Consider the following 18,957-nt stretch of genomic DNA (forward strand, 5'->3'; position numbering starts at 1 on the left):
GGGTGTTGGACGGCTCTTCGGGTGCCGGGGGCTCCCCGGCACCCGTGATCGTCCTGCCTCAGCCCGCCGCTCCTCCCGCGCCGGTGAGTGCCGCGGCCAGGGCGTCGAGGGAGGCCTCGGCGTCGGCGGGCGCGGTGGAGCCGGAGGCGAGGAAGGCGAAGGCGAGCAGCCGGCCCTGCGGGTCGACGACGGTTCCGGCGAGCGAGTTGACGCCGGTGAGGGTGCCGGTCTTGGCGCGGATCAGGCCGGGCGTGCCGGTGCCGTCCTGGTAGCGGGTGCTGAGGGTGCCGGTGAAACCGGCGACGGGGAGACCGGTGAGGACGGGGCGCAGTCCGGGCCGCTCGGGGTCGGCGGCGCGGGCGAGGAGGGTGGTGAGGAGGGCCGGGGTGACCCGGCCCTCGCGGTCGAGTCCGCTGCCGTCCGCGAGGCGGGCTCCGGCGGTCGGCACCTGGAGCTTCTTCAGCTCGGTGGTGACGGCCCGGCGGGCGCCCGCGAAGTCGGCGCTCTCCCCCTTGGCGATGGCGGTCTGCCGGGCGAGGGCCTCGGCGATGTCGTTGTCGCTGTTGGTGAGGGTGCGCTCGACGAGGGCGGAGAGCGGGGCGGAGTGGTGGGTGGCGACGGTACGGGACCCGGCGGCCGGGCGGGCCGCGCGGGGCTCGCCCCCGACCGTGACGCCCGCCGCCGTCAGCTCGGCGGCGAAGGCGCGGGCGGCGTCCCCGGCCGGGTCCTTGCTGCGGTCGGCGGGCCCGCGGTCGCTATCGTCGAGCCGGCCCTCGTCGACCATCAGGGCGGTGACCGGCGCGATGTTGGGGTTCTTCCCGATGGGGTGGCGTACGGGCCCGGTGTAGCGGGAGGTGTCGTAGGCGAGCCGTACGGGGTCCTCGCCGTCCCCGCCCAGGGCCTTGGCGGCGGCGGTGGCCAGGGAGCGCAGGGCGGCGGTGTCCAGGGTGGGGTCGCCGCCGCCGACGAGGGTGAGGGTGCGGCCGTCCTCGGAGAGCCGGACGGTGGTGGCGATGCGGTGGTCCGGGCCGAGGGCGGAGAGCGCGGCGGTGGCGGTGGCGATCTTGACGGTGGAGGCCGGGGTCATCGGGGTGGCCGCGCCGCGCCCGTACAGCTGCTCGCCGGTGGCGGCGTCGACGACGGAGGCGGCGACCCGGGTGCCGAGTTCGGGTGCGCCGATGAGCGGGGCGAGGGCGGTGCGCAGACTCGCGGGATCCTGCGGGGCGGAACGGGTGACGGTGTCGAGCGCGCCCAGGACGGCGGGGGCGCTGGGGGCCGGTTCGGGGGCGCCGGGGAGCCTGCGACCGTGATGTACGCCACCTGTGGGGTGCTCGGCGGCTGCGAGCTGCCGCTCGGCCTTACGCTGACCGTTGTCCCAGGGACCGGCGGCGAGGACGGCGCCGGTGGCCACGACCAGGCCGAGCACGGCGGAGCCTGCGACGACCTGCCAGGTGTTGGACCCGTTGCGCTTGCTCTTCAGGTTCTTGATCCGGCCCCACGGGTCCGACGGGCGGTTCGACGGTTCTTCCACCGGCTCGGCCACCGTTGACCAGCCCCTTTCGCGAGCACTCTTCTGCGTGGGGGACACTTAACCACCAGTCGTATGTGTTGATCATGGAGGAGCCACCCGTGGAGTTCGACGTCACCATCGAGATCCCGAAGGGTTCGCGGAACAAGTACGAGGTGGACCACGAGACCGGTCGGATCCGCCTGGACCGTCGACTCTTCACCTCGACCAGCTACCCGGCCGACTACGGCTTCGTCGAGAACACCCTCGGCGAGGACGGCGACCCGCTGGACGCGCTGGTCATCCTGGACGAGCCGACCTTCCCCGGCTGCCTCATCACCTGCCGCGCCATCGGCATGTTCCGGATGACGGACGAGGCCGGCGGCGACGACAAGCTGCTCTGCGTCCCGGCGTCCGACCCGCGTGTGGAGCACCTGCGCGACATCCACCACGTGTCGGAGTTCGACCGTCTGGAGATCCAGCACTTCTTCGAGGTCTACAAGGACCTGGAGCCCGGCAAGTCCGTCGAGGGCGCCGACTGGGTCGGCCGCGCCGAGGCGGAGGCCGAGATCGAGGCCTCGTACAAGCGTCTTGAGGCCCAGGGCGGCAAGCACTGACGTCCCTCTTCCGGTTCCGTTTGTGAGCCGGACGGCCGTACGGGAACGGGCGGCACACCTTCACGGGTGTGCCGCCCGTTCCCGTGTCCGCCCCCGCCCGTCATGCGGTGGCCATGTCCGTGGCCATACTGGGCAGACGTGCGCCCGGAGGAGCAGCCGAGGAGGAGCGAGGTCGAGTGGTGGCGGAATCGGGCGGTCCGGAGGACCAGAAGCCCCAGTCCGACGAGGCACGGAGCGCTTTCGCCCCGCCTGCCGGGACCATGCAGCCGGTGCCGCCGCCCGAGGAGGACCATCCGACGTCGGAGTTCGCGATCCCGACCGGGGTGCACCCCGAGCCGGGTGGTACGCAGGGTTCCGGCGGCGGGTCCGGGGGCGGCTCCCCCTCCGACACGCTGAGTTCCGCTTTCACCCCGCCGAAGACCTACCGGGCCCAGCAGGCGCCGCCCGCGTTCACCCCGGCGCAGGGCATTCCGATGGTCAAGCTGACCAAGGAGGCGCCCTGGCAGGACCGGATGCGCACGATGCTGCGGATGCCGGTGACCGAGCGCCCGGCCCCGGAGTCGATCCAGCGCACGGACGACGACACGGGCCCCGCCGTGCCGCGCGTGCTCGACCTGACGCTCCGTATCGGGGAGTTGCTGCTGGCGGGCGGCGAGGGGGCCGAGGACGTCGAGGCGGCGATGTTCGCGGTGACCCGTTCGTACGGGCTGGACCGCAGCGAGCCGACGGTCACCTTCACGCTGCTGTCCATCTCGCACCAGCCGTCGCTGGTCGACGACCCGGTGACGGCGAGCCGTACCGTACGCCGCCGGGGCACCGACTACACCCGGCTGGCGGCGGTCTTCCGGCTGGTGGACGACATCACCAGCGAGGACACCGAGATCTCCCTGGAGGAGGCCTACCGGCGGCTGGCGGAGATCCGCAGGAACCGGCACCCGTACCCCGGCTGGGTGCTGACGGCCGCCGCCGGGCTGCTGGCCGGTTCGGCCTCCGTGCTGGTCGGCGGCGGCGTGCTGGTCTTCCTCGTGGCGGCGGCGGGCGCGATGCTGGGCGACCGGCTGGCGTGGCTGTGCGCCGGGCGCGGGCTGCCGGAGTTCTACCAGTTCACGGTGGCCGCGATGCCGCCCGCCGCGCTGGGGGTGGCGCTGACGCTGACCCACTCCACGGACGTCCGGCCCTCAGCGGTGATCACCGGTGGGCTGTTCGCGCTGCTGCCCGGGCGGGCCCTGGTGGCGGGGGTGCAGGACGGGCTGACCGGCTACTACATCACCGCCGCGGCCCGGCTGCTGGAGGTCATGTACTTCTTCATCGGGATCGTCGCGGGCGTGCTGATCGTCCTGTACCTGGGGGTGCAGCTGGGCGCCCAGCTCAACCCGGAGGCGCAGTTCACGCCGTACAACGAGCCGGCGCTGCAGATTCTGGCCGCGATGGGGCTGAGCCTGGCCTTCGCGGTCCTGCTCCAGCAGGAGCGCTCGACGGTGCTGGCGGTGACCCTGAACGGCGGGGTGGCCTGGATCATCTTCGGGGCGATGGCCCGGACCGGGGGGATCTCGCCGGTCGCGGCGACGGCGGTGGCGGCCGGTCTGGTGGGCCTGTTCGGCCAGCTGTTCTCGCGCTACCGGTTCACCTCCTCGCTGCCGTACATCACGGCGGCGATCGGTCCGCTGCTGCCCGGTTCGGCGACGTACTTCGGTCTGCTGGGCGTGGCCCAGAACGATGTGACCCGGGGGCTGACCTCGCTGTCGACGGCGGTCGCGACCGCGCTGGCCATCGCGATCGGGGTGAACCTGGGGAGCGAGATCTCCCGGCTGTTCATGGGGGCGCCGGGGTCGGTCGGCGGGGAGCGCCGTCGGGCGGCGAAGCGGACCCGGGGGTTCTGACCCCTTCGTCCGTACGGGACCGGGCCGGTGGCCCGTGGCCGTACGGGAGGAGCCCCTCCCCGGTGCGGGGAGGGGCTCCTCTGCTGCGTGTACGGATCTCCTGCGGGAACGGACGCCAGGAGGGTCAGCGCTTGGCGTGGCGGCCGCGGCCGGTGGCCGGGGGGGCCGGCGGGCCGTCGGGGCCGCCCGCCAGGGCCTCGGCCGCCGCGGCCTTCTTGCTCTGGCTGCGGGCCTTCAGGACCTCGACCACGATCGGCAGCACGGAGAGCAGCACGATCAGGATGAGGATCTTCTCGATGTGCTCGTGCACGAAGTCGATCTTGCCGAGCATCGCGCCGAGCACCGTGACGCCCACGCCCCAGAGCAGCGCGCCCACGATGTTGTAGATCACGAAGAGGCGGTAGTTCATCCGGGAGACGCCCGCGATGATCGGCGTGAACGTACGCACGATGGGCACGAAGCGGGCCAGGACCAGGGACTTCGGGCCGTGCTTCTCGAAGAAGACGTGGGCCTTCTCCACGTTCTCCTGCTTGAAGAGGCGGGAGTCCGGGCGCTTGAAGAGGGACGGACCGACCTTGCGGCCGAAGAGATAGCCGACCTGGTCGCCGAGGATCGCGGCGATGGCGATCAGGGTGCAGACGAGCCAGAGCGGGTACTTCAGCTGTCCGGTGGTGACCAGCAGCCCCGTGGTGAAGAGCAGGGAGTCGCCGGGCAGGAAGAAGCCGATCAGGAGTCCGGACTCGGCGAAGACGATGAGAAGGAGGCCGGGGAGGCCGAACGTGTTGAGCAGATAGTCCGGGTCCAGCCAGCTCGGGCCGAGCGCAAGCGTATTCAAGGGTCCGGGCTCCAGGATGATGTGTGCGATGGCGGCTGCGTAGCAACCCAAGCTACCAACGCCCGGTGAACGCCCTGGGTTCCAGTGGCGCACAGCGGGAATGCGCATCCTGCGAAGCGGGCGGAAGCTGATCCCAGGAGGTGCCACAAACATGGGCATTGAGGAATTCGGCGGCGGGCAGACCGCCCAGGCGGACGTGCTGGTCGTCACCACCAATGACGTACCCGGCTACCAGGTGACGCAGATCATCGGCGAGGTCTTCGGACTGACCGTGCGGTCGCGCCACCTCGGGAGCCAGATCGGCGCCGGGCTGAAGTCGATGATCGGCGGCGAACTGAAGGGTCTGACCAAGACCCTGGTCGAGACCCGCAACCAGGCGATGGAGCGGCTGGTGGAGCAGGCGCGGGCGCGGGGCGCCAACGCGGTGCTGATGATGCGGTTCGACGTCACGGAGGCGGCGGACGTGGGGACGGAGGTCTGCGCGTACGGGACGGCGGCGGTGATCAGCAAGGTGTGACGCCCCCGGGGGGCGGGAGCCGCTCGGCGTGACGGCCGGGCGCGGCTCGGCGTGACGGCCGGGCGCGGCTCGGCGTGACGGTGGCGGGGAACGTTCGGCGTGACGGTGGGGCGCGGGTCGGCGTGACGGTTGCCGGGAACGCTCGGCGTGAGGCAGCGGGGCGCGGTTCGGCATGACGGCGGCGCGGAGCGCTCAACGTGACAGCGGCCAGGAGCCGCTCGGCGTGACGGCGGCCGGGAGCGGCTCGGCAGGGGTGGCGCCATCCGGGCCGCCATGAAGGCGTGATGCCCGTTTCGCGAACCTTGTGAATCTATGGTGAGCCGGTGGCTGCCTCTGAACCCTCCGCGCCCCCGTCCCCCGCCGCCCCGCACCCCGCCGCCGCCCCCTCCCGGCGGCTGGCGCTGCTCGTACTGCCCGCCGTCGCCGTCGGCGTGGTCTGCGCGCTGATCCTGCTGGGGGTCAGCCTGCTGGCCGAGCAGCTGCAGGACGTGCTCTGGGAGACCCTGCCCGACGCGCTCGGCGTGGGGCGGTTCTCCTCGCTCTGGATGATCGTCATGCTCACCGCGACCGGTCTCGCGGTGGGCCTGGTCCTGCGGGCGGTCCCCGGGCACGGCGGACCCGACCCGGCCACCACCGGGCTGGTGGACGCCCCGATGCGGCCGGGCATCGTCCCCGGGCTGCTCCTGGTGACCGTGCTCGCGCTGGCGGGCGGGGTGAGCCTCGGGCCGGAGAACCCGATCACCGCCGCCAACATCGCGCTCGCCTACTGGCTCGGCCGGCGGGCCGCGCCCGGCGCACCGGCCGAGCTGTGGGTGGCGCTCGCGGCGGCCGGGACGATCGGGGCGCTCTTCGGCACACCGGTCGCCGCCGCGCTGATCCTCTCCGAGACGCTGGCCTCGCAGCCGGGCCCCGGGGCGTTCTGGGACCGGCTCTTCGCCCCGCTCGCCTCCGGTACGGCCGGTGCGCTGACCATGTCGCTGATCGCGGAGCCCAGCTTCGACCTCTCGCTCCCCGCCTACTCGGGCCCGCACTGGGGCGACCTCCTCGCCGCCCTGCTGATCGCCTCGGCGGGCGCGGTGCTCGGCCTGCTGGCGGTGTACGCGTTCCCGTGGGCGCACCGGGCCTTCCGGGCGCTGCGGTACCCGGTGCTCGCGCTGACGCTCGGCGGGCTGGGGCTGGGGCTGCTCGGGGCGCTGGGCGGCCATCTCACCCTCTTCAAGGGGCTGGACGAGGTCAAGGAGATCGCCGGGGACCCGGACGGGTGGTCGGCCGGCGAGTTCGCGGTGATGGCGGTGGTGAAGATGGCCGCCGTGGTGGTCGCGGCGGCCTGCGGTTTCCGGGGCGGGCGGATCTTCCCGGCGGTTTTCGCGGGCGTGGCGCTCGGACTCTGCGCCCACGCCCTGGTCGACGCCGTGCCGCCGGCGCTCGCCGTCTCCTGCGGGGTGCTGGGCGTGCTGCTCGCGGTGACCCGGCAGGGGTGGGTGAGCCTGTTCACTGCGGCGGTGATGGTCAGCGACGCGTCCGTGCTGCCGTTGCTCTGCGCCGCCACCCTGCCGGCCTGGCTGCTGGTGACCGGGCGGGCCCAGATGCAGCTGGACCGGGAGGGCCGGGCGCTGCGGTGAGGCTTCCCGGCCCCCGTACGCGTACCGGGAATCGAAGGCGTACGCGTACGGAAGGGGAAGGCGTACGCGTACGGGAGCGGGTGGCTCCGTCCGGCGCGCCGGACCTCGCGAACCTCCGTATCGTCTGATGCGTACCGAAATGTGCGCATATGCAGCGCTGTCGCTGTTCCGACGGAGGTCCCCGCATGTCCACGCCCGTCAACGTCGCCGTCATCTACTACTCGTCCACCGGCACCATCGCCACGATCGCCCGGGCCATCGCCGAGGACGCCGAGCGTGCCGGGGCGCGGGTGCGGCTGCGCAAGGCGGCGGAACTCGCCCCGCAGGAGGCCATCGACTCCAACCCGGCCTGGGCCGCCAACGCCGAGGCGACCGCCTCCGTCCCCGAGGTCTCGCCGGACGACATGGTCTGGGCGGACGCGGTGGTCTTCGGTACGCCGACCCGGTACGGGAACGTCACCGCGCAGCTCAAGCAGTTCATCGACACGCTCGGCGGGCTCTGGCAGTCCGGGCAGCTGGCCGACAAGGTCTACAGCGGCTTCACCGCCAGCTCCACCGCCCACGGCGGCCAGGAGTCCACGCTGCTCGCGCTCTACAACACGATCCACCACTTCGGCGGCATCCTCGTCGCCCCCGGGTACACCGACCCGTCGAAGTTCGTCGACGGCAATCCGTACGGCACCTCGCACGTGTCCGGCCAGGGCGACATCCCGGTCGGTGACGTGACGCTCACCGCCGCCCGGGTGCAGGCGGAGCGCGTCGTGAAGTTCACCCGGGCCCTGAAGGCCGGGCTCGCCGCCGAGAGCTGAGAAACCGAAGCCGACCGAGGAGGCTCCCCCATGCCGCTCCACCGAGGCGCCCAGCCGCACCGGGACGAACACTCCGAGGAGCGGCGCCGGCTCGCCCTCAACCCCTTCTACGGCGAGGCCGATCCGACGGCGGCGATGACCACCGCGCCGCCCCGGCACAAGCTCCCCGAGGGGCCGCTGCCGCCCCTGACGGCGTACCGGCTGGTCCATGACGAGCTGATGCTCGACGGCAACTCCCGGCTCAATCTGGCCACCTTCGTCACCACCTGGATGGAGCCCCAGGCCGGGGTGCTGATGGGTGAGTGCCAGGACAAGAACATGATCGACAAGGACGAGTACCCGCGCACCGCCGAGCTGGAGCGGCGGTGCGTGGCGATGCTCGCGGACCTGTGGAACGCGCCCGATCCGTCGACCGCCGTGGGGTGTTCGACCACCGGGTCGAGCGAGGCGTGCATGCTGGCCGGGCTCGCCCTCAAGCGCCGCTGGGCCAAGCGGAACGCGGACCGCTATCCGGCGACCGCCCGGCCCAACCTGGTGATGGGCGTCAACGTGCAGGTCTGCTGGGAGAAGTTCTGCAACTTCTGGGAGGTGGAGGCCCGTCAGGTACCGATGGACGGTGAGCGCTTCCATCTCGACCCGCAGGCCGCCGCCGAGCTGTGCGACGAGAACACGATCGGGGTCGTCGGAATCCTGGGCTCCACCTTCGACGGCTCCTACGAGCCCATCGCGGACCTGTGCGCGGCCCTGGACGCCCTCCAGGAGCGCACCGGCCTCGACATCCCCGTCCATGTCGACGGGGCCTCGGGCGGGATGGTGGCACCCTTCCTGGACCCGGAGCTGCAGTGGGACTTCCGGCTGCCGCGCGTCTCGTCGATCAACACCTCGGGCCACAAGTACGGGCTGGTCTACCCGGGGGTCGGCTGGGCCCTGTGGCGTACGTCGGACGAGCTGCCGGAGGAGTTGGTCTTCCGGGTCAACTACCTGGGCGGCGACATGCCGACCTTCGCGCTGAACTTCTCCCGGCCCGGGGCGCAGGTGGTCGCGCAGTACTACACGTTCCTGCGCCTCGGGCACGACGGCTACCGGGCGGTCCAGCAGTCCGCCCGGGACGTGGCCTGCGGGCTGTCCCGGGAGGTGGCGGAGCTGGGCGACTTCCGGCTCCTCACCCGGGGCGACGAGCTGCCGGTCTTCGCCTTCACGACGAACCCGGACGTCCACGCGTACGACGTCTTCGACGTCTCCCGCCGGCTGCGCGAGCACGGGTGGCTGGTCCCGGCCTACACCTTCCCCGCCAACCGCCAGGACCTGTCGGTGCTGCGGGTGGTCTGCCGCAACGGCTTCTCCTCCGACCTGGCCGCCCTGCTGATCGAGGACCTGAAGCTGCTGCTCCCCGAACTCCGTTCGCAGAAGCACCCGTTGAGCCATGACCGGCCGGCCCGGACGGCGTTCCACCACTGACGGCCGCCGGACAGCCGCCGAGCCGGGTGACGGCCATCGGCCGGCCGCTGAGCCGGGCGACGGCCGGCGGTTAGCGGCTGAGCCGGGCGAACTTCCCCACCGCCAGCGGGAAGAACACCGCGATGATCGCCAACGGCCAGAGGACCGCGAGGAGTTGGGCGTGTTCGGCGGCCCACGAGCCGGTGGCACCGCCCGGGTTGCCGAACAGCTCCCGTACGGCGGTGGCGGTGGCGGACATCGGGTTCCACTCGACCACCGCGCCCAGCCACCCCGGCATCGACGCCGGGGTGGCGAAGACGTTGGAGAGGAAGCCGACCGGCCAGACCAGGATCTGGACCGCCGTGACCAGCTCGGGGCGGCCCGCCACCATGGCCAGGTGGATGCCGACCCAGAGCATCGCGAACCGGAGCAGGAGCAGCAGCCCCACCGCGGCGAGCGCCGACGCGGCCCCGTCGTGCCAGCGCCAGCCGACCGCGTAGCCGACCCCGGCCATCACGGCGAGCGCGGCCACCGACTGGAGCATGTCCGCGGCGCTGCGGCCGACCAGGACCGCGCCCGGGACCATCGGCAGGGCGCGGAACCGGTCGATGACCCCCCTGTTCAGGTCCTGGGTGACCGCGAACATCGTGCTCTCCAGGCCGAAGGCCATGGTCAGCGCGAGCATCCCGGGGACCAGGAACTCGGTGGGGTCGCCGTCCACGCCCCGGCCGCCGCCGACCAGGTACGTGAACATCAGGAGCAGCATCACCGGGAAGGCCAGGCCCACCACCACCTCGACGGGCTGCCGGGCCCAGTGGGCGAGTTCGCGGCGGGTCATCGTCCAGGAGTCGGCCAGGGCCCAGGCGAGCCGGCCGCCGCCCTGATCCGCGGGTGCGGCCGGGGACGGCGCCGGGGCCGGGCCCGGGGCCGCGCTGTCGCCGTACGCCGTCGTCGCGCTCATGCCGCCGCCTCCGTCCCGCGGGCCGTGCGTCCGGCCGCCCCGAGTGCCGTACGCGCGCCGGTCCCAGCCTCCGCACGCCGGGCGGCCCCGCCTTCCGTGCTCCCGCCTGTCCCAACTTCCGCACGCCGGGCGGTCCCGCCTCCCGTACGCCCGCCGGCGCCGCCTCCCGTGCGCCCGCCGGTCCCGCCGCCCGTACGTCCGCGCGCCCCGTGCGCCGTGCGTTCACCGGCGGGGCCGCCGGTCAGGGAGAGGAACACCTCGTCCAGCGTCGGGCGGCGCACCGCGATGTCCTCCGCCTCGACGCCCGCCTCCTGGAGTGCCCGGACCGCCCGCGTGAGCGCCGCCATCCGGTCCGGGGCGGGGGCGCTGATCAGCCGGCGGTCCGGGTCGAGCACCGGGTCGGGGCCCAGCAGCGCGGCCGCCTCCGCCAGGCGGGCCGCGTCGCGCAGGACGATGTCGATCCGGTCGCCGCCGACGAGCGCCTTGAGCTGGTCGGAGGTGCCCTCCGCGGCGGCCCTGCCCTCGTCGATCAGGGAGATCCGGTCGGCCAGCTGGTCCGCCTCCTCCAGATACTGCGTGGTCAGCAGGACGGTGGTGCCGCCGCCGACCAGGGACCGTACGGCGTCCCAGACCTCCGCCCGGCCGCGCGGATCGAGGCCGGTCGTGGGCTCGTCCAGGAAGAGGACGGCCGGTTCGGTGATCAGCGAGGCGGCCAGGTCGAGCCGCCGGCGCATCCCCCCGCTGTACTGCTTGACCGCCTTGCGCCCGGTGTCCGCGAGCCCGAACCGCGCCAGGAGTTCGTCGGCCCGGCTGCCCGCCCGGCGTGCGCCCAGGTGGTACAGCCGCCCGAACATCTCCAGGTTCTGCCGTCCGCCGAGCTGCTCGTCCACCGCCGCGTGCTGCCCGAGGAGGCCGATCCGGCGCCGCACGTCGGAGGCCCGCTCGCGGACGTCGAACCCGGCCACCGTGACCCGGCCCGCGTCGGGGCGCAGCAGCGTCGACATGATCCGTACGGCGGTGGTCTTGCCCGCCCCGTTGGGGCCGAGCACCGCGTGGACGGTGCCCGCGCCGACCGCGAGGTCCAGCCCGTCGAGGGCGCGTTTCTCCCCGTACCTCTTGTGGACACCGTCCAGGACGATCGCCTCGGTCACGTAACCCGCCACCCCTCCACACCCTTGTAGTCAAACTTGACTAGCAGCACAAAAGTAGACCCGGGCGATTCATTAGTCAAACTTGATCAGTCGTTGTCCCCGGGGTCCGGCACACCCGTCGCGTACGGGTTCTCCTCGCCCTCGGCCAGCACGCCGACGAACGGGTCGCCCTCGCCCGCGAAGGTGTACGCGCCGCCCTCGATCCGCTCGATCAGCCCCCGGGTCCACTCCGCGCCCGCGTCGGCCGAGTGCACCCACAGGTTCATGATCTCGCCGATGTGGCCGAGGGACTCGGGGCCCTCCTCGGGCGTGTAGTACCCGGTGACCGAGTCCCGCCACGCCTTGATCCCCGCCACCCGCTCCCTGAGCAGCGCGACCGCCTCCTCGCGGGGCAGGTCGACGATGAACCCGATCGCCGCCGAGAGGACGTCGAGGTTCTGGTCGTACGAGCGGATCGCGTCGCGCAGGAGGCTGCGGTACTCCGCGAGCCCCTCGTCGGTGACCTCGTACTCGGTGCGCGGCGGGCCGCCGGCGGTGGAGGGGGCCGTCTCGTGCGCGAGGAGCATCCCCTGCTTCGCCATCTGCTTCAGGGCGTGGTAGATCGAGCCCGGCTTGGCGGTGGACCACTCGTGGGCGCCCCAGTACTCCAGGTCGTTGCGGACCTGGTAGCCGTGCGCGCGGCCGTGCATCCGCACAGCGCCGAGGACCAGCAGCCGGATCGCGGACATGGGGCCCACCCCTTCCTATTCAACTTTGACTAGGGTAGCCCGAGCGGCCGGAAGGGGAGAGTCCGCCAGGCCCCTGGAGGGGCGGCCCAGAAGCCGGAGGGGGCGGCTCAGAAGGGGAAGGCCGCGCGGCCGTGCTGGATCGACATCCACCGCTGCGTGGTGAACGCCTCCACCGCCGCCTCGCCGTTCAACCGCCCCGTCCCGGACGCCTTCTCCCCGCCGAACGGGACCAGCGGGTCGTCCTGGACGGTGGAGTCGTTGACGTGGAACATCCCGCTGTCGATCCGCCTCGCGAACCGCACCCCGCGCTCCACGTCCCCGGTGTGGACGGCGCCGCTCAGCCCGTAGGGGCCGTCGTTGACGATCCGTACGGCGTCGTCCTCGCCGTCGAACGTCACCAGCAGGGCCACCGGGCCGAGGATCTCCTGCCGGAGCAGCGGGGAGTCCTCCGCGAGGCCGGTGAGAACGGTCGGCGCGACGACGTTGCCGACGGTCCGGCCGCGTACGAGAGCCGTCGCACCGTCCTCGACCGCCCGGTCCACCAGGGCGTCCAGGGCATCGGCCTGGAAGGCGTTGATGACGGGTCCGACGGTGGTCTCCGGATCCCTCGGGTCGCCGGCCTTGAGGGCGGCCACCCGGGCGGTGAACTTCTCGGCGAACTCCCCCGCCACCGCCCGGTCCACCAGGATGCGCGTGGCGGCCAGGCAGGTCTGCCCCTGATAGACGAAGCGGCTGAAGAGGGCCGCCCGGACCGCCTGGTCGACGTCGGCGTCCGCGAGCACCACGAGGGCGCTGTTGCCGCCCAGCTCGAGAACGGTCCGTTTGAAGAACCCGGCCGCGGTGGCGGCGATGTGCCGGCCGACCCGCTCGGAACCGCTGAACGAGATCACCTTGGGCACGGGGTGCTCGATGAACGCGTCGCCGATCTCGGCGCTGTCGGTGATGACGACGTTGAGCAGCCCGGCCGGCAGCCCCGCGTCCTCGAATATCTTGGCGATCAGCCCGCCGCCGACGACGGGCGCGTTCTGGTGGGGCTTGACGACGACCGCGTTGCCGAGCGCCAGGGCGGGTGCGACCGACTTCATCCCCACCAGGAAAGGGAAGTTGAAGGCGCTGATGACGCCCACGACACCGACGGGCAGCCGGTGGACCCGGTTCTCCCGGCCGTCGCCCACGGCCGGCAGCAGCCTCGCCGTGGGCCGCACAGCCTGGCGGACCGCCTCGCGCAGGAACTCCGACGCCGCGTGCACCTCGTGCGCCGCCCGCGACCGGATGCCGCCCAGTTCGTCGATGATCGCCTCGGTGATCTCCTCGGCGAGTTCCTCGGTGATCCGCAGGGCGCGCTCGATGACGGCGCGCCGCTCGTACGGGCTGACGGCGGCCCACTCCGGCTGCGCCCGCTCGGCCGCCCGGTAGGCGCGGTCGACCTCCAGCGCGGTGGCCACGGTGACGGCGGCGAGTTTCTCACCGTTGTAGGGATTGAAATCGATGATGTCCCACGAGCCGCTGCCGTCCAGCCACTCGCCGTCGATGTACTGGTGGGCCAGTTCACGGAAGAAGGACATGCAATCCCTTACTGCAGGCGTTCGCAGACTCCTGATGTGACGTCATCGTAACGAGAAATCACGTCAGTTGGAGGAGTCCGCGCAGGAGATCGCGGCTCTCCTCGGGCCCGGGACTGTCCTTGCGCAGGCACTCCATGGCCTTTTCGTACTGCGCGACTTCCTCGGTCTTGTCCAGATAGAGCGCACTTGTCAGCTGCTCCAAATAGACAATGTCCGACAGATCGGATTCCGGGAATCGGAGCAAGGTGAACGAACCGCTCTCGCCCGCATGCCCTCCGTAGCTGAAGGGCATCACTTGGAGCGTGATGTTCGGGTGCTCCGACATATCGATCAGATGCCGCAACTGGGCGCGCATCACCTCGCGTTCGCCGTACGGGCGGCGGAGCGCGGCCTCGTCGAGCACGGCGTGGAAGTCCGGCGCGCGCTCGGAGACGAGGACCTTCTGGCGCTCCAGGCGCAGCGCGACCCGGCGCTCGATGTCGGCCTCCGGCGCTCCGCGCATACCGCGGGAGACGACGGCATGGGCATAGGCCTCGGTCTGCAACAGGCCGTGTACGAACTGGACTTCGTAGATACGGATGAGGGAGGCCGCTCCCTCCAGACCCACATAGGTCTGGAACCAGCCGGGCAGCGCATTGCCGAAACTGTGCCACCAGCCCGCCACATTGGCCTCGCGGGCCAGACCGAGAAGCGCATCGCGCTCCGCGACGTCCGCGACTCCGTAGAGCGTGAGCAGATCCTCGACGTCCCTGGCCTTGAAGCTCACCCGTCCCAACTCCATGCGGCTGATCTTCGATTCGGAGGCCCGGATGGAGTAGCCGGCCGCCTCACGGGTGATACCGCGCGACTCCCGCAGCCTTCTGAGCTGAGAGCCCAGCAGGATGCGCCGCACCACTGATCCACTCGACTCGCCTGCCGACACTGGCCCAACCCTCCCCATCGCCTACCGGGCACTCGGGGCGCCCCCAGAACCCTCGACCCCGAAGCCAAGGATTCTGCCACCAAAACGCTTCAGCCCGTACTCAATCGATTACGGAAATGGGAAGACGTCCAGAAAGCTCCGAAACTGCCCGACGGAAGAAATACCCCGGAATCACCACGGTACCGGGCAGGTCCGGCGCGTGCACGTGCATCTGCCCTTGCATCTGCTGTGCGCATTGGGAAGCATGAGCCCTGCGCACCTGCGTGCTCGTGTTGTGCCGCTGTACCCCCCGCAGTACCGCTGACAGGCAGTGCCGCTACAGCCGCGAATCCCGGGAGTGCCTCGTATGGGGACGAATGGATCGACGATGCTCGAGCCGTTACGGCAGGGGCTTCCCCCGACCGACCCCTCAGGGGTCGCCGGCTCGGCCTCCTGCGCTCTGCCCGCCCGCTACGAAGCGGTCGGCGGAGCACGGCAGTTCACCAGGTCCACCCTGGACCGGTGGGAGCTGAGCGACCGCTTCGACGATGTCGCCCTCGTGGTGTCCGAACTCGTCACCAACGCCCTGCGCCACGCGCTGCCGAGCGACCCGCTCCGGGAGTTCCAGGACCCGCCGGTGCGGCTCCATCTGATGCGCTGGAGCTCGCGGCTGGTCTGCGCGGTGCGCGATCCCAGCCGGGAGAGCCCGGTGGCGGGCGAGGCGGCGGATTCGGCCGAGTCGGGCCGCGGGCTGTTCCTGGTGGAGTGCGTCAGCGACAGCTGGGGGTGGCACCCCTCGCCCGCTCCGGCCGGTGAGTTCCCGTCGGTGCCGCTGTACGGCAAGGTCGTCTGGGCCCTGTTCCGGCTCTCGGACTGCGCGAAGAAGGGGATGTGAGGGGCCCTTCGGGGCCCCGGACCGCCGGAGCGGCTTCCACCTCCGGCCACCGGCCTCAGGAACGGTCCGGCGTACGGCCGTCGCAGCGGTCGGGTCTGCGGGCGCAGGAGCGGTTCGGCGTCCGGAGCGGTTCGGCCGCCGACGACCGGAGCAGGTCGGCCTCCGACTGCCGGAACGTTTCAGCCGCCGGTCGCCAGATGGTCGAACTCGCCGTCCTTGACGCCGAGCAGCAGCGCCTCGATCTCGGCCGGCGTATAGACGAGTGCGGGCCCGTCGGGATGGCGTGAGTTCCGCATCGCCACATCCCCTCCGGGCAGTTTGGCGAACTCCACGCAGGAGCCCTGGGAGTTGCTGTGCCTGCTCTTCTGCCAGACGACTCCGTGAAGCTCTGCGGCCGCCATGCCGTTGTACACGTGGTGCACAGGACGCTCCCCGAGTTGCAAGGTGCAAGTGTCAACTGGATCGGATCATAGCTCTGTTCATATGCGCATGCATGAGCAGATGCACGTGCACGCCGGGTGTTGCTTCGATTACAGACTTTCCGCACTGGAGGGTATCCGCCCCCGGGGAGAGACGAACAGCACGCGTATTTCGCTCCCGCTTAACGGAGTTGACGAGAAGAACCTTGGTAACGTGACGCGGTCTTTACGACCGGAAAACAGCAAGGGGGAACTCCACGTGACCAGGTTCGCAACCACCGGTGGTGTCGTGGTGGCCGCGCTCGCCGCCGCGCTGACGCTGACGGCGTGCGGCAGCGACGACGACGGGGGCAAGGGCTCGGGGCCGGACGCCACGTCCAGCGCGAAGCCCGGCGACGGCCAGGGCTCGACGGGCCCCGGCGTGGACGCCGCGGCGCTGGAGGGCACCTGGGTGGGGCTGACGGACGGCAAGAACGTCACCGTCTCCATCACCGCGGGCAAGGTCGCCCTCGTCGCCGACAAGGCCGTGTGCCAGGGCGATGTGAAGGACATGGGCGAGGTGATGCTCGCGCTGAAGTGCACCGGCGGCTCCACCGACCGCACGATGGCCTCGATCGAGTCCAACGACGGCGAGAAGCTGGTCCTGTCCTGGGACGGCGGGGTGAAGGACACCCTGTCCAAGGCCGAGCAGGGCAAGCTGCCGACGGATCTGCCGTCGCTGCCGACGGACCTGCCGACGGACCTGCCCTCGGACCTGCCGACGCTTCCGGAGATGCCGGAGCTGCCGTCCTCCTGAGACCTGTCTGTACGGGCCGGTCTGTACGGGCCCGGTCTGTACGGGAACGGTCTGTACGGGAACGGCGTGTGCGGGAGCGGCCCGTACGGGAGCCGTGTGCGCGGGAGCGGCCCGTAGGGGAGCGGGCGGTATCGGAGCGGGCTGTACCGGAGCGGTCGGTGCGGGCGCGGTCCCCGGCGGAGCGCGGCTCAGTTCTTCGCGAGGGTGCTGCTCACCCGGGTGGAGCCGCCGCGCTCGTCCAGGGCGCGGGTGAACTCCTCCAGCGCCTCCAGGAGCAGGGCCGCGCCCCGGCGCACCACCGGGTCGCCCACCGGGGTCGTGCCGTCCTCCGTCGGGGTCGCCACGTCCCAGTGGGCGACCGCGTCCACCACCGGCTGCCAGTCGGGCAGCCGCCGCTCCCGTACCGCCTTGGCGCCCTTCTCGGTGGCCCGGCGCAGCGCCTCCGCCAGTTGGGCGGCGCCCGGCACCGGGTCGGCCGACCGGGCCGGAAGGTGGGCCTCCAGCACCATCGCCGAGCGGCCGAGCTGGGCCAGGGCGTGCTGGGCGTCGGTGGCGGCGGCCCGCGAGATGCCCCGGTGGCGTACGGGTTCGTGCTGGGCGGTCGCCAGCGCCTCCTGCCAGGCGACCCTGGCCTCCCGGGTGGCGATGAGGGCGTCCCGCACCTCCTCCAGGTCCCGGTGGGCCGGGTCGGCGTACCGGTCGACCACCGTCGCCGCGTACTTCCCGTCCGCCACCAGCCACTCGGCCAGCCGGTTGCGCAGCCGGGGGGTCTCCCAGGCCGGGTAGATCGCGTACGAGACCATCGCGAGGAGCCCGCCGACCAGGGTGAGCACGATGCGTTCGGTGACGGTCTGGGACCAGTCGTCGCCGGCCATGCCGAGCAGGAAGACGACGTAGGCGCTGACGCAGACCTGGCTGACCGCGTACCCGGTGCGCATCAGCAGGTACATCAGCCCGGCGCAGACCACCGACAGCAGCGCGGAGAGCCGGGCGTCGGGGTGGGCGGTCTGCACGATCGCGGTGGCGAGGCCGACGCCGACGAGGGTGCCGCCGAAGCGGGCCACGGAACGGCCGTACGTCTGCGAGAACTCCGGGCGCATCACCATGACGGCGGTCATCGGCGCCCAGTAGCCGTGGCCGAGCGGCACCGCCTCACCGACGAAGTACCCGCACACCGCGACCACCGCGACCCTGATCGCGTGGCGCAGGATCGGGGAGCCGCGGTACAGCTCGCGGCGGATCGCCTTGAGCACGACCGGCACGAGCCGCAGCAGGGTGGGGCGGTGGCGGGTGTCGGGGGTGAGGTGTTCGGGGAGCCCGCTGTCGGTGCCGGTGCCCTCCGCGATCTCCAGGACGTCGTCGAGCAGGGCGGCGAGCCGGTCGGCGGCGCGGAGGGCGGGGCCGACGAGGATCACGTCGTTGTCGGGGGTCTTGAGGACGCCGAGGTCGGTGGCGGAGAGGTGGACGGGCTCGCCGTGCCGGACCGCCCGGGCGGCGGCGTCGAGCACGGAGCCGGCCGCGCCCAGCAGTTCGTTCACCCAGGCCCGCTCCAGGCCGTCGGCGGGGACGCCCATCGCCGGGTCGGCCAGCGAGGCGAGGACCGGACGCAGCCGTTCCGCGATGCCCCGGGCGCCCTGCAGCTCGGCGGGGCGGCGGCGGGCCTGGCGCGGGGTGACGGCGGCGGCGCTGCGGGCGGTCATCAGGGGCAGCGGGTCGAAGGGGGCGACCGGGTCGTGGCGCAGCCGCCGGGCGTAGTCCGCCTCGGCGGCCAGCGCGTCGGCGAGCGCGTCGCGCTGGGCGCCCCATCTCCGTACCGGGAACAGCACGATCAGCGCCGCCTGGACCACCCCGCCGGCCAGGATCATCCCGGCGTGGGCGGCGGCGTCCGCCACGGAGGTGGGCAGGGTGATCGTGACCAGCATGATCGCGACGTTGGACGAGGCGATGATCCCGCCCGTCGGCCCCGCAGCCCAGGCCAGACCGGCGAGGAAGGTCCAGGCGCCGAGCAGGCAGAGGAAGAGCACGGGGTGCGAGGCGGAGACGTAACCGACGAAGGTCGACACGGCGAGGCTGGCGCCGGAGACGAGGGCGAGCACGGGGCGCGGGCGCCAGCTGCGCTGGAAGGTGGCGATGGCCGCCTGGAAGGCCCCGAACGCCGAGCTGGCCGCGATCTCCGGCCCGAAGAGGACCAGGCTCGTGCCGACGACGAGGGCGAGCCCGGCCGCCCCGCGGAAGGCGATGAGCGGTTCGAGTCGCTGCCGCTCGATCTCCAGCCCCGAGCGGGCGGTCTCCTTCAGCGCCCGGAGCCAGCTCATGG

17 protein-coding genes are annotated in these 18,957 nt (G+C 72.2%); 8 read left to right on the forward strand and 9 right to left on the reverse strand.

Going from position 1 to position 18,957, the window contains the following annotated elements:
* Nucleotides 1-58: 58 nt before the first annotated feature.
* Nucleotides 59-1,543, reverse strand: coding sequence for a D-alanyl-D-alanine carboxypeptidase/D-alanyl-D-alanine endopeptidase (gene dacB / locus ACQ9ZG_RS14250; protein WP_499280615.1), 1,485 nt, complete (start codon nucleotides 1,541-1,543; stop codon nucleotides 59-61).
* A gap of 86 nt (nucleotides 1,544-1,629) precedes the next feature.
* Here dacB and ACQ9ZG_RS14255 point away from each other — a divergent pair, with 86 nt between their 5' ends.
* Nucleotides 1,630-2,124 (forward strand): inorganic diphosphatase, encoded by a 495-nt coding sequence (locus ACQ9ZG_RS14255; protein WP_018489364.1) that lies wholly within the window; start codon nucleotides 1,630-1,632, stop codon nucleotides 2,122-2,124.
* 176 nt (nucleotides 2,125-2,300) lie between these two features.
* Complete coding sequence (locus tag ACQ9ZG_RS14260; RefSeq protein WP_028416107.1) at nucleotides 2,301-4,004, forward strand: threonine/serine exporter family protein; 1,704 nt, start codon at nucleotides 2,301-2,303, stop codon at nucleotides 4,002-4,004.
* Between the two features lie 124 nt (nucleotides 4,005-4,128).
* On the opposite strand, the gene ACQ9ZG_RS14265 is transcribed toward ACQ9ZG_RS14260, so the two are convergent.
* Nucleotides 4,129-4,839 (reverse strand): DedA family protein, encoded by a 711-nt coding sequence (locus ACQ9ZG_RS14265; RefSeq protein ID WP_499280617.1) that lies wholly within the window; start codon nucleotides 4,837-4,839, stop codon nucleotides 4,129-4,131.
* A gap of 151 nt (nucleotides 4,840-4,990) precedes the next feature.
* Between ACQ9ZG_RS14265 and ACQ9ZG_RS14270 the strand changes: the two genes are divergently transcribed.
* The 4 genes from ACQ9ZG_RS14270 to gad all read left to right on the forward strand — a co-directional run bounded on the left by ACQ9ZG_RS14270 (nucleotide 4,991) and on the right by gad (nucleotide 9,245).
* On the forward strand, nucleotides 4,991-5,356 hold the full coding sequence (locus tag ACQ9ZG_RS14270; protein ID WP_018489367.1) for a YbjQ family protein: 366 nt from the start codon (nucleotides 4,991-4,993) through the stop codon (nucleotides 5,354-5,356).
* A 323-nt stretch (nucleotides 5,357-5,679) separates the two neighbouring features.
* Complete coding sequence (locus ACQ9ZG_RS14275) at nucleotides 5,680-6,978, forward strand: ion channel protein (protein WP_499280618.1); 1,299 nt, start codon at nucleotides 5,680-5,682, stop codon at nucleotides 6,976-6,978.
* A gap of 185 nt (nucleotides 6,979-7,163) precedes the next feature.
* Complete coding sequence (gene wrbA / locus ACQ9ZG_RS14280) at nucleotides 7,164-7,787, forward strand: NAD(P)H:quinone oxidoreductase (protein WP_109916368.1); 624 nt, start codon at nucleotides 7,164-7,166, stop codon at nucleotides 7,785-7,787.
* 30 nt (nucleotides 7,788-7,817) lie between these two features.
* Nucleotides 7,818-9,245, forward strand: a complete 1,428-nt coding sequence (gad, locus tag ACQ9ZG_RS14285; protein WP_109916369.1) for a glutamate decarboxylase — start codon at nucleotides 7,818-7,820, stop codon at nucleotides 9,243-9,245.
* A 70-nt stretch (nucleotides 9,246-9,315) separates the two neighbouring features.
* Here gad and ACQ9ZG_RS14290 read toward each other — a convergent pair whose 3' ends face one another.
* The 5 genes from ACQ9ZG_RS14290 to ACQ9ZG_RS14310 all read right to left on the reverse strand — a co-directional run bounded on the left by ACQ9ZG_RS14290 (nucleotide 9,316) and on the right by ACQ9ZG_RS14310 (nucleotide 14,569).
* The gene (locus ACQ9ZG_RS14290; RefSeq protein ID WP_499280620.1) at nucleotides 9,316-10,185 is read right to left on the reverse strand and encodes an ABC transporter permease; all 870 of its coding nucleotides are present in this window, start codon (nucleotides 10,183-10,185) and stop codon (nucleotides 9,316-9,318) included.
* Nucleotides 10,182-11,348, reverse strand: coding sequence for an ATP-binding cassette domain-containing protein (locus tag ACQ9ZG_RS14295; RefSeq protein ID WP_499280621.1), 1,167 nt, complete (start codon nucleotides 11,346-11,348; stop codon nucleotides 10,182-10,184). Before ACQ9ZG_RS14295 ends, ACQ9ZG_RS14290 begins: the two co-directional genes overlap by 4 nt.
* Nucleotides 11,349-11,422: 74 nt before the next feature.
* Nucleotides 11,423-12,064 carry a PadR family transcriptional regulator gene (locus tag ACQ9ZG_RS14300; protein WP_109915615.1) on the reverse strand — a complete coding sequence of 214 codons (642 nt, stop codon included), beginning with the start codon at nucleotides 12,062-12,064 and terminating at the stop codon, nucleotides 11,423-11,425.
* A gap of 107 nt (nucleotides 12,065-12,171) precedes the next feature.
* Nucleotides 12,172-13,629 carry an aldehyde dehydrogenase family protein gene (locus ACQ9ZG_RS14305; RefSeq protein ID WP_109915614.1) on the reverse strand — a complete coding sequence of 486 codons (1,458 nt, stop codon included), beginning with the start codon at nucleotides 13,627-13,629 and terminating at the stop codon, nucleotides 12,172-12,174.
* Between the two features lie 58 nt (nucleotides 13,630-13,687).
* Nucleotides 13,688-14,569, reverse strand: coding sequence for a Sco1979 family transcriptional regulator (locus ACQ9ZG_RS14310; RefSeq protein WP_078507692.1), 882 nt, complete (start codon nucleotides 14,567-14,569; stop codon nucleotides 13,688-13,690).
* Nucleotides 14,570-14,918: 349 nt separating this feature from the next.
* Here ACQ9ZG_RS14310 and ACQ9ZG_RS14315 point away from each other — a divergent pair, with 349 nt between their 5' ends.
* Nucleotides 14,919-15,425 carry an ATP-binding protein gene (locus ACQ9ZG_RS14315; protein WP_109915613.1) on the forward strand — a complete coding sequence of 169 codons (507 nt, stop codon included), beginning with the start codon at nucleotides 14,919-14,921 and terminating at the stop codon, nucleotides 15,423-15,425.
* A gap of 179 nt (nucleotides 15,426-15,604) precedes the next feature.
* On the opposite strand, the gene ACQ9ZG_RS14320 is transcribed toward ACQ9ZG_RS14315, so the two are convergent.
* Nucleotides 15,605-15,847 carry a DUF397 domain-containing protein gene (locus tag ACQ9ZG_RS14320; protein ID WP_018489377.1) on the reverse strand — a complete coding sequence of 81 codons (243 nt, stop codon included), beginning with the start codon at nucleotides 15,845-15,847 and terminating at the stop codon, nucleotides 15,605-15,607.
* Between the two features lie 256 nt (nucleotides 15,848-16,103).
* Here ACQ9ZG_RS14320 and ACQ9ZG_RS14325 point away from each other — a divergent pair, with 256 nt between their 5' ends.
* Entirely contained in the window at nucleotides 16,104-16,640 is a 537-nt protein-coding gene (locus tag ACQ9ZG_RS14325) for a hypothetical protein (protein ID WP_109915612.1), read from the forward strand.
* A gap of 188 nt (nucleotides 16,641-16,828) precedes the next feature.
* Here the strand turns inward: ACQ9ZG_RS14325 and ACQ9ZG_RS14330 are convergent, their stop codons facing one another.
* Entirely contained in the window at nucleotides 16,829-18,955 is a 2,127-nt protein-coding gene (locus ACQ9ZG_RS14330) for an FUSC family protein (protein WP_415738824.1), read from the reverse strand.
* Nucleotides 18,956-18,957: the final 2 nt, after the last annotated feature.

This window comes from Streptomyces araujoniae, from assembly GCF_050871195.1.
Classification (GTDB): domain Bacteria; phylum Actinomycetota; class Actinomycetes; order Streptomycetales; family Streptomycetaceae; genus Streptomyces; species Streptomyces bacillaris.

Excerpts from the sequence above, each read along its gene's own strand:
- ACQ9ZG_RS14270 (WP_018489367.1), top strand. The coding sequence starts at position 4,991 with ATGGGCATTGAGGAATTCGGCGGCGGGCAGACCGCCCAGGCGGACGTG.
- gad (WP_109916369.1), top strand. The coding sequence starts at position 7,818 with ATGCCGCTCCACCGAGGCGCCCAGCCGCACCGGGACGAACACTCCGAG.
- ACQ9ZG_RS14300 (WP_109915615.1), bottom strand. The coding sequence starts at position 12,064 with ATGTCCGCGATCCGGCTGCTGGTCCTCGGCGCTGTGCGGATGCACGGC.
- wrbA (WP_109916368.1), top strand. The coding sequence starts at position 7,164 with ATGTCCACGCCCGTCAACGTCGCCGTCATCTACTACTCGTCCACCGGC.
- ACQ9ZG_RS14315 (WP_109915613.1), top strand. The coding sequence starts at position 14,919 with ATGCTCGAGCCGTTACGGCAGGGGCTTCCCCCGACCGACCCCTCAGGG.
- ACQ9ZG_RS14330 (WP_415738824.1), bottom strand. The coding sequence starts at position 18,955 with ATGAGCTGGCTCCGGGCGCTGAAGGAGACCGCCCGCTCGGGGCTGGAG.
- ACQ9ZG_RS14290 (WP_499280620.1), bottom strand. The coding sequence starts at position 10,185 with ATGAGCGCGACGACGGCGTACGGCGACAGCGCGGCCCCGGGCCCGGCC.
- ACQ9ZG_RS14310 (WP_078507692.1), bottom strand. The coding sequence starts at position 14,569 with ATGGGGAGGGTTGGGCCAGTGTCGGCAGGCGAGTCGAGTGGATCAGTG.
- ACQ9ZG_RS14305 (WP_109915614.1), bottom strand. The coding sequence starts at position 13,629 with ATGTCCTTCTTCCGTGAACTGGCCCACCAGTACATCGACGGCGAGTGG.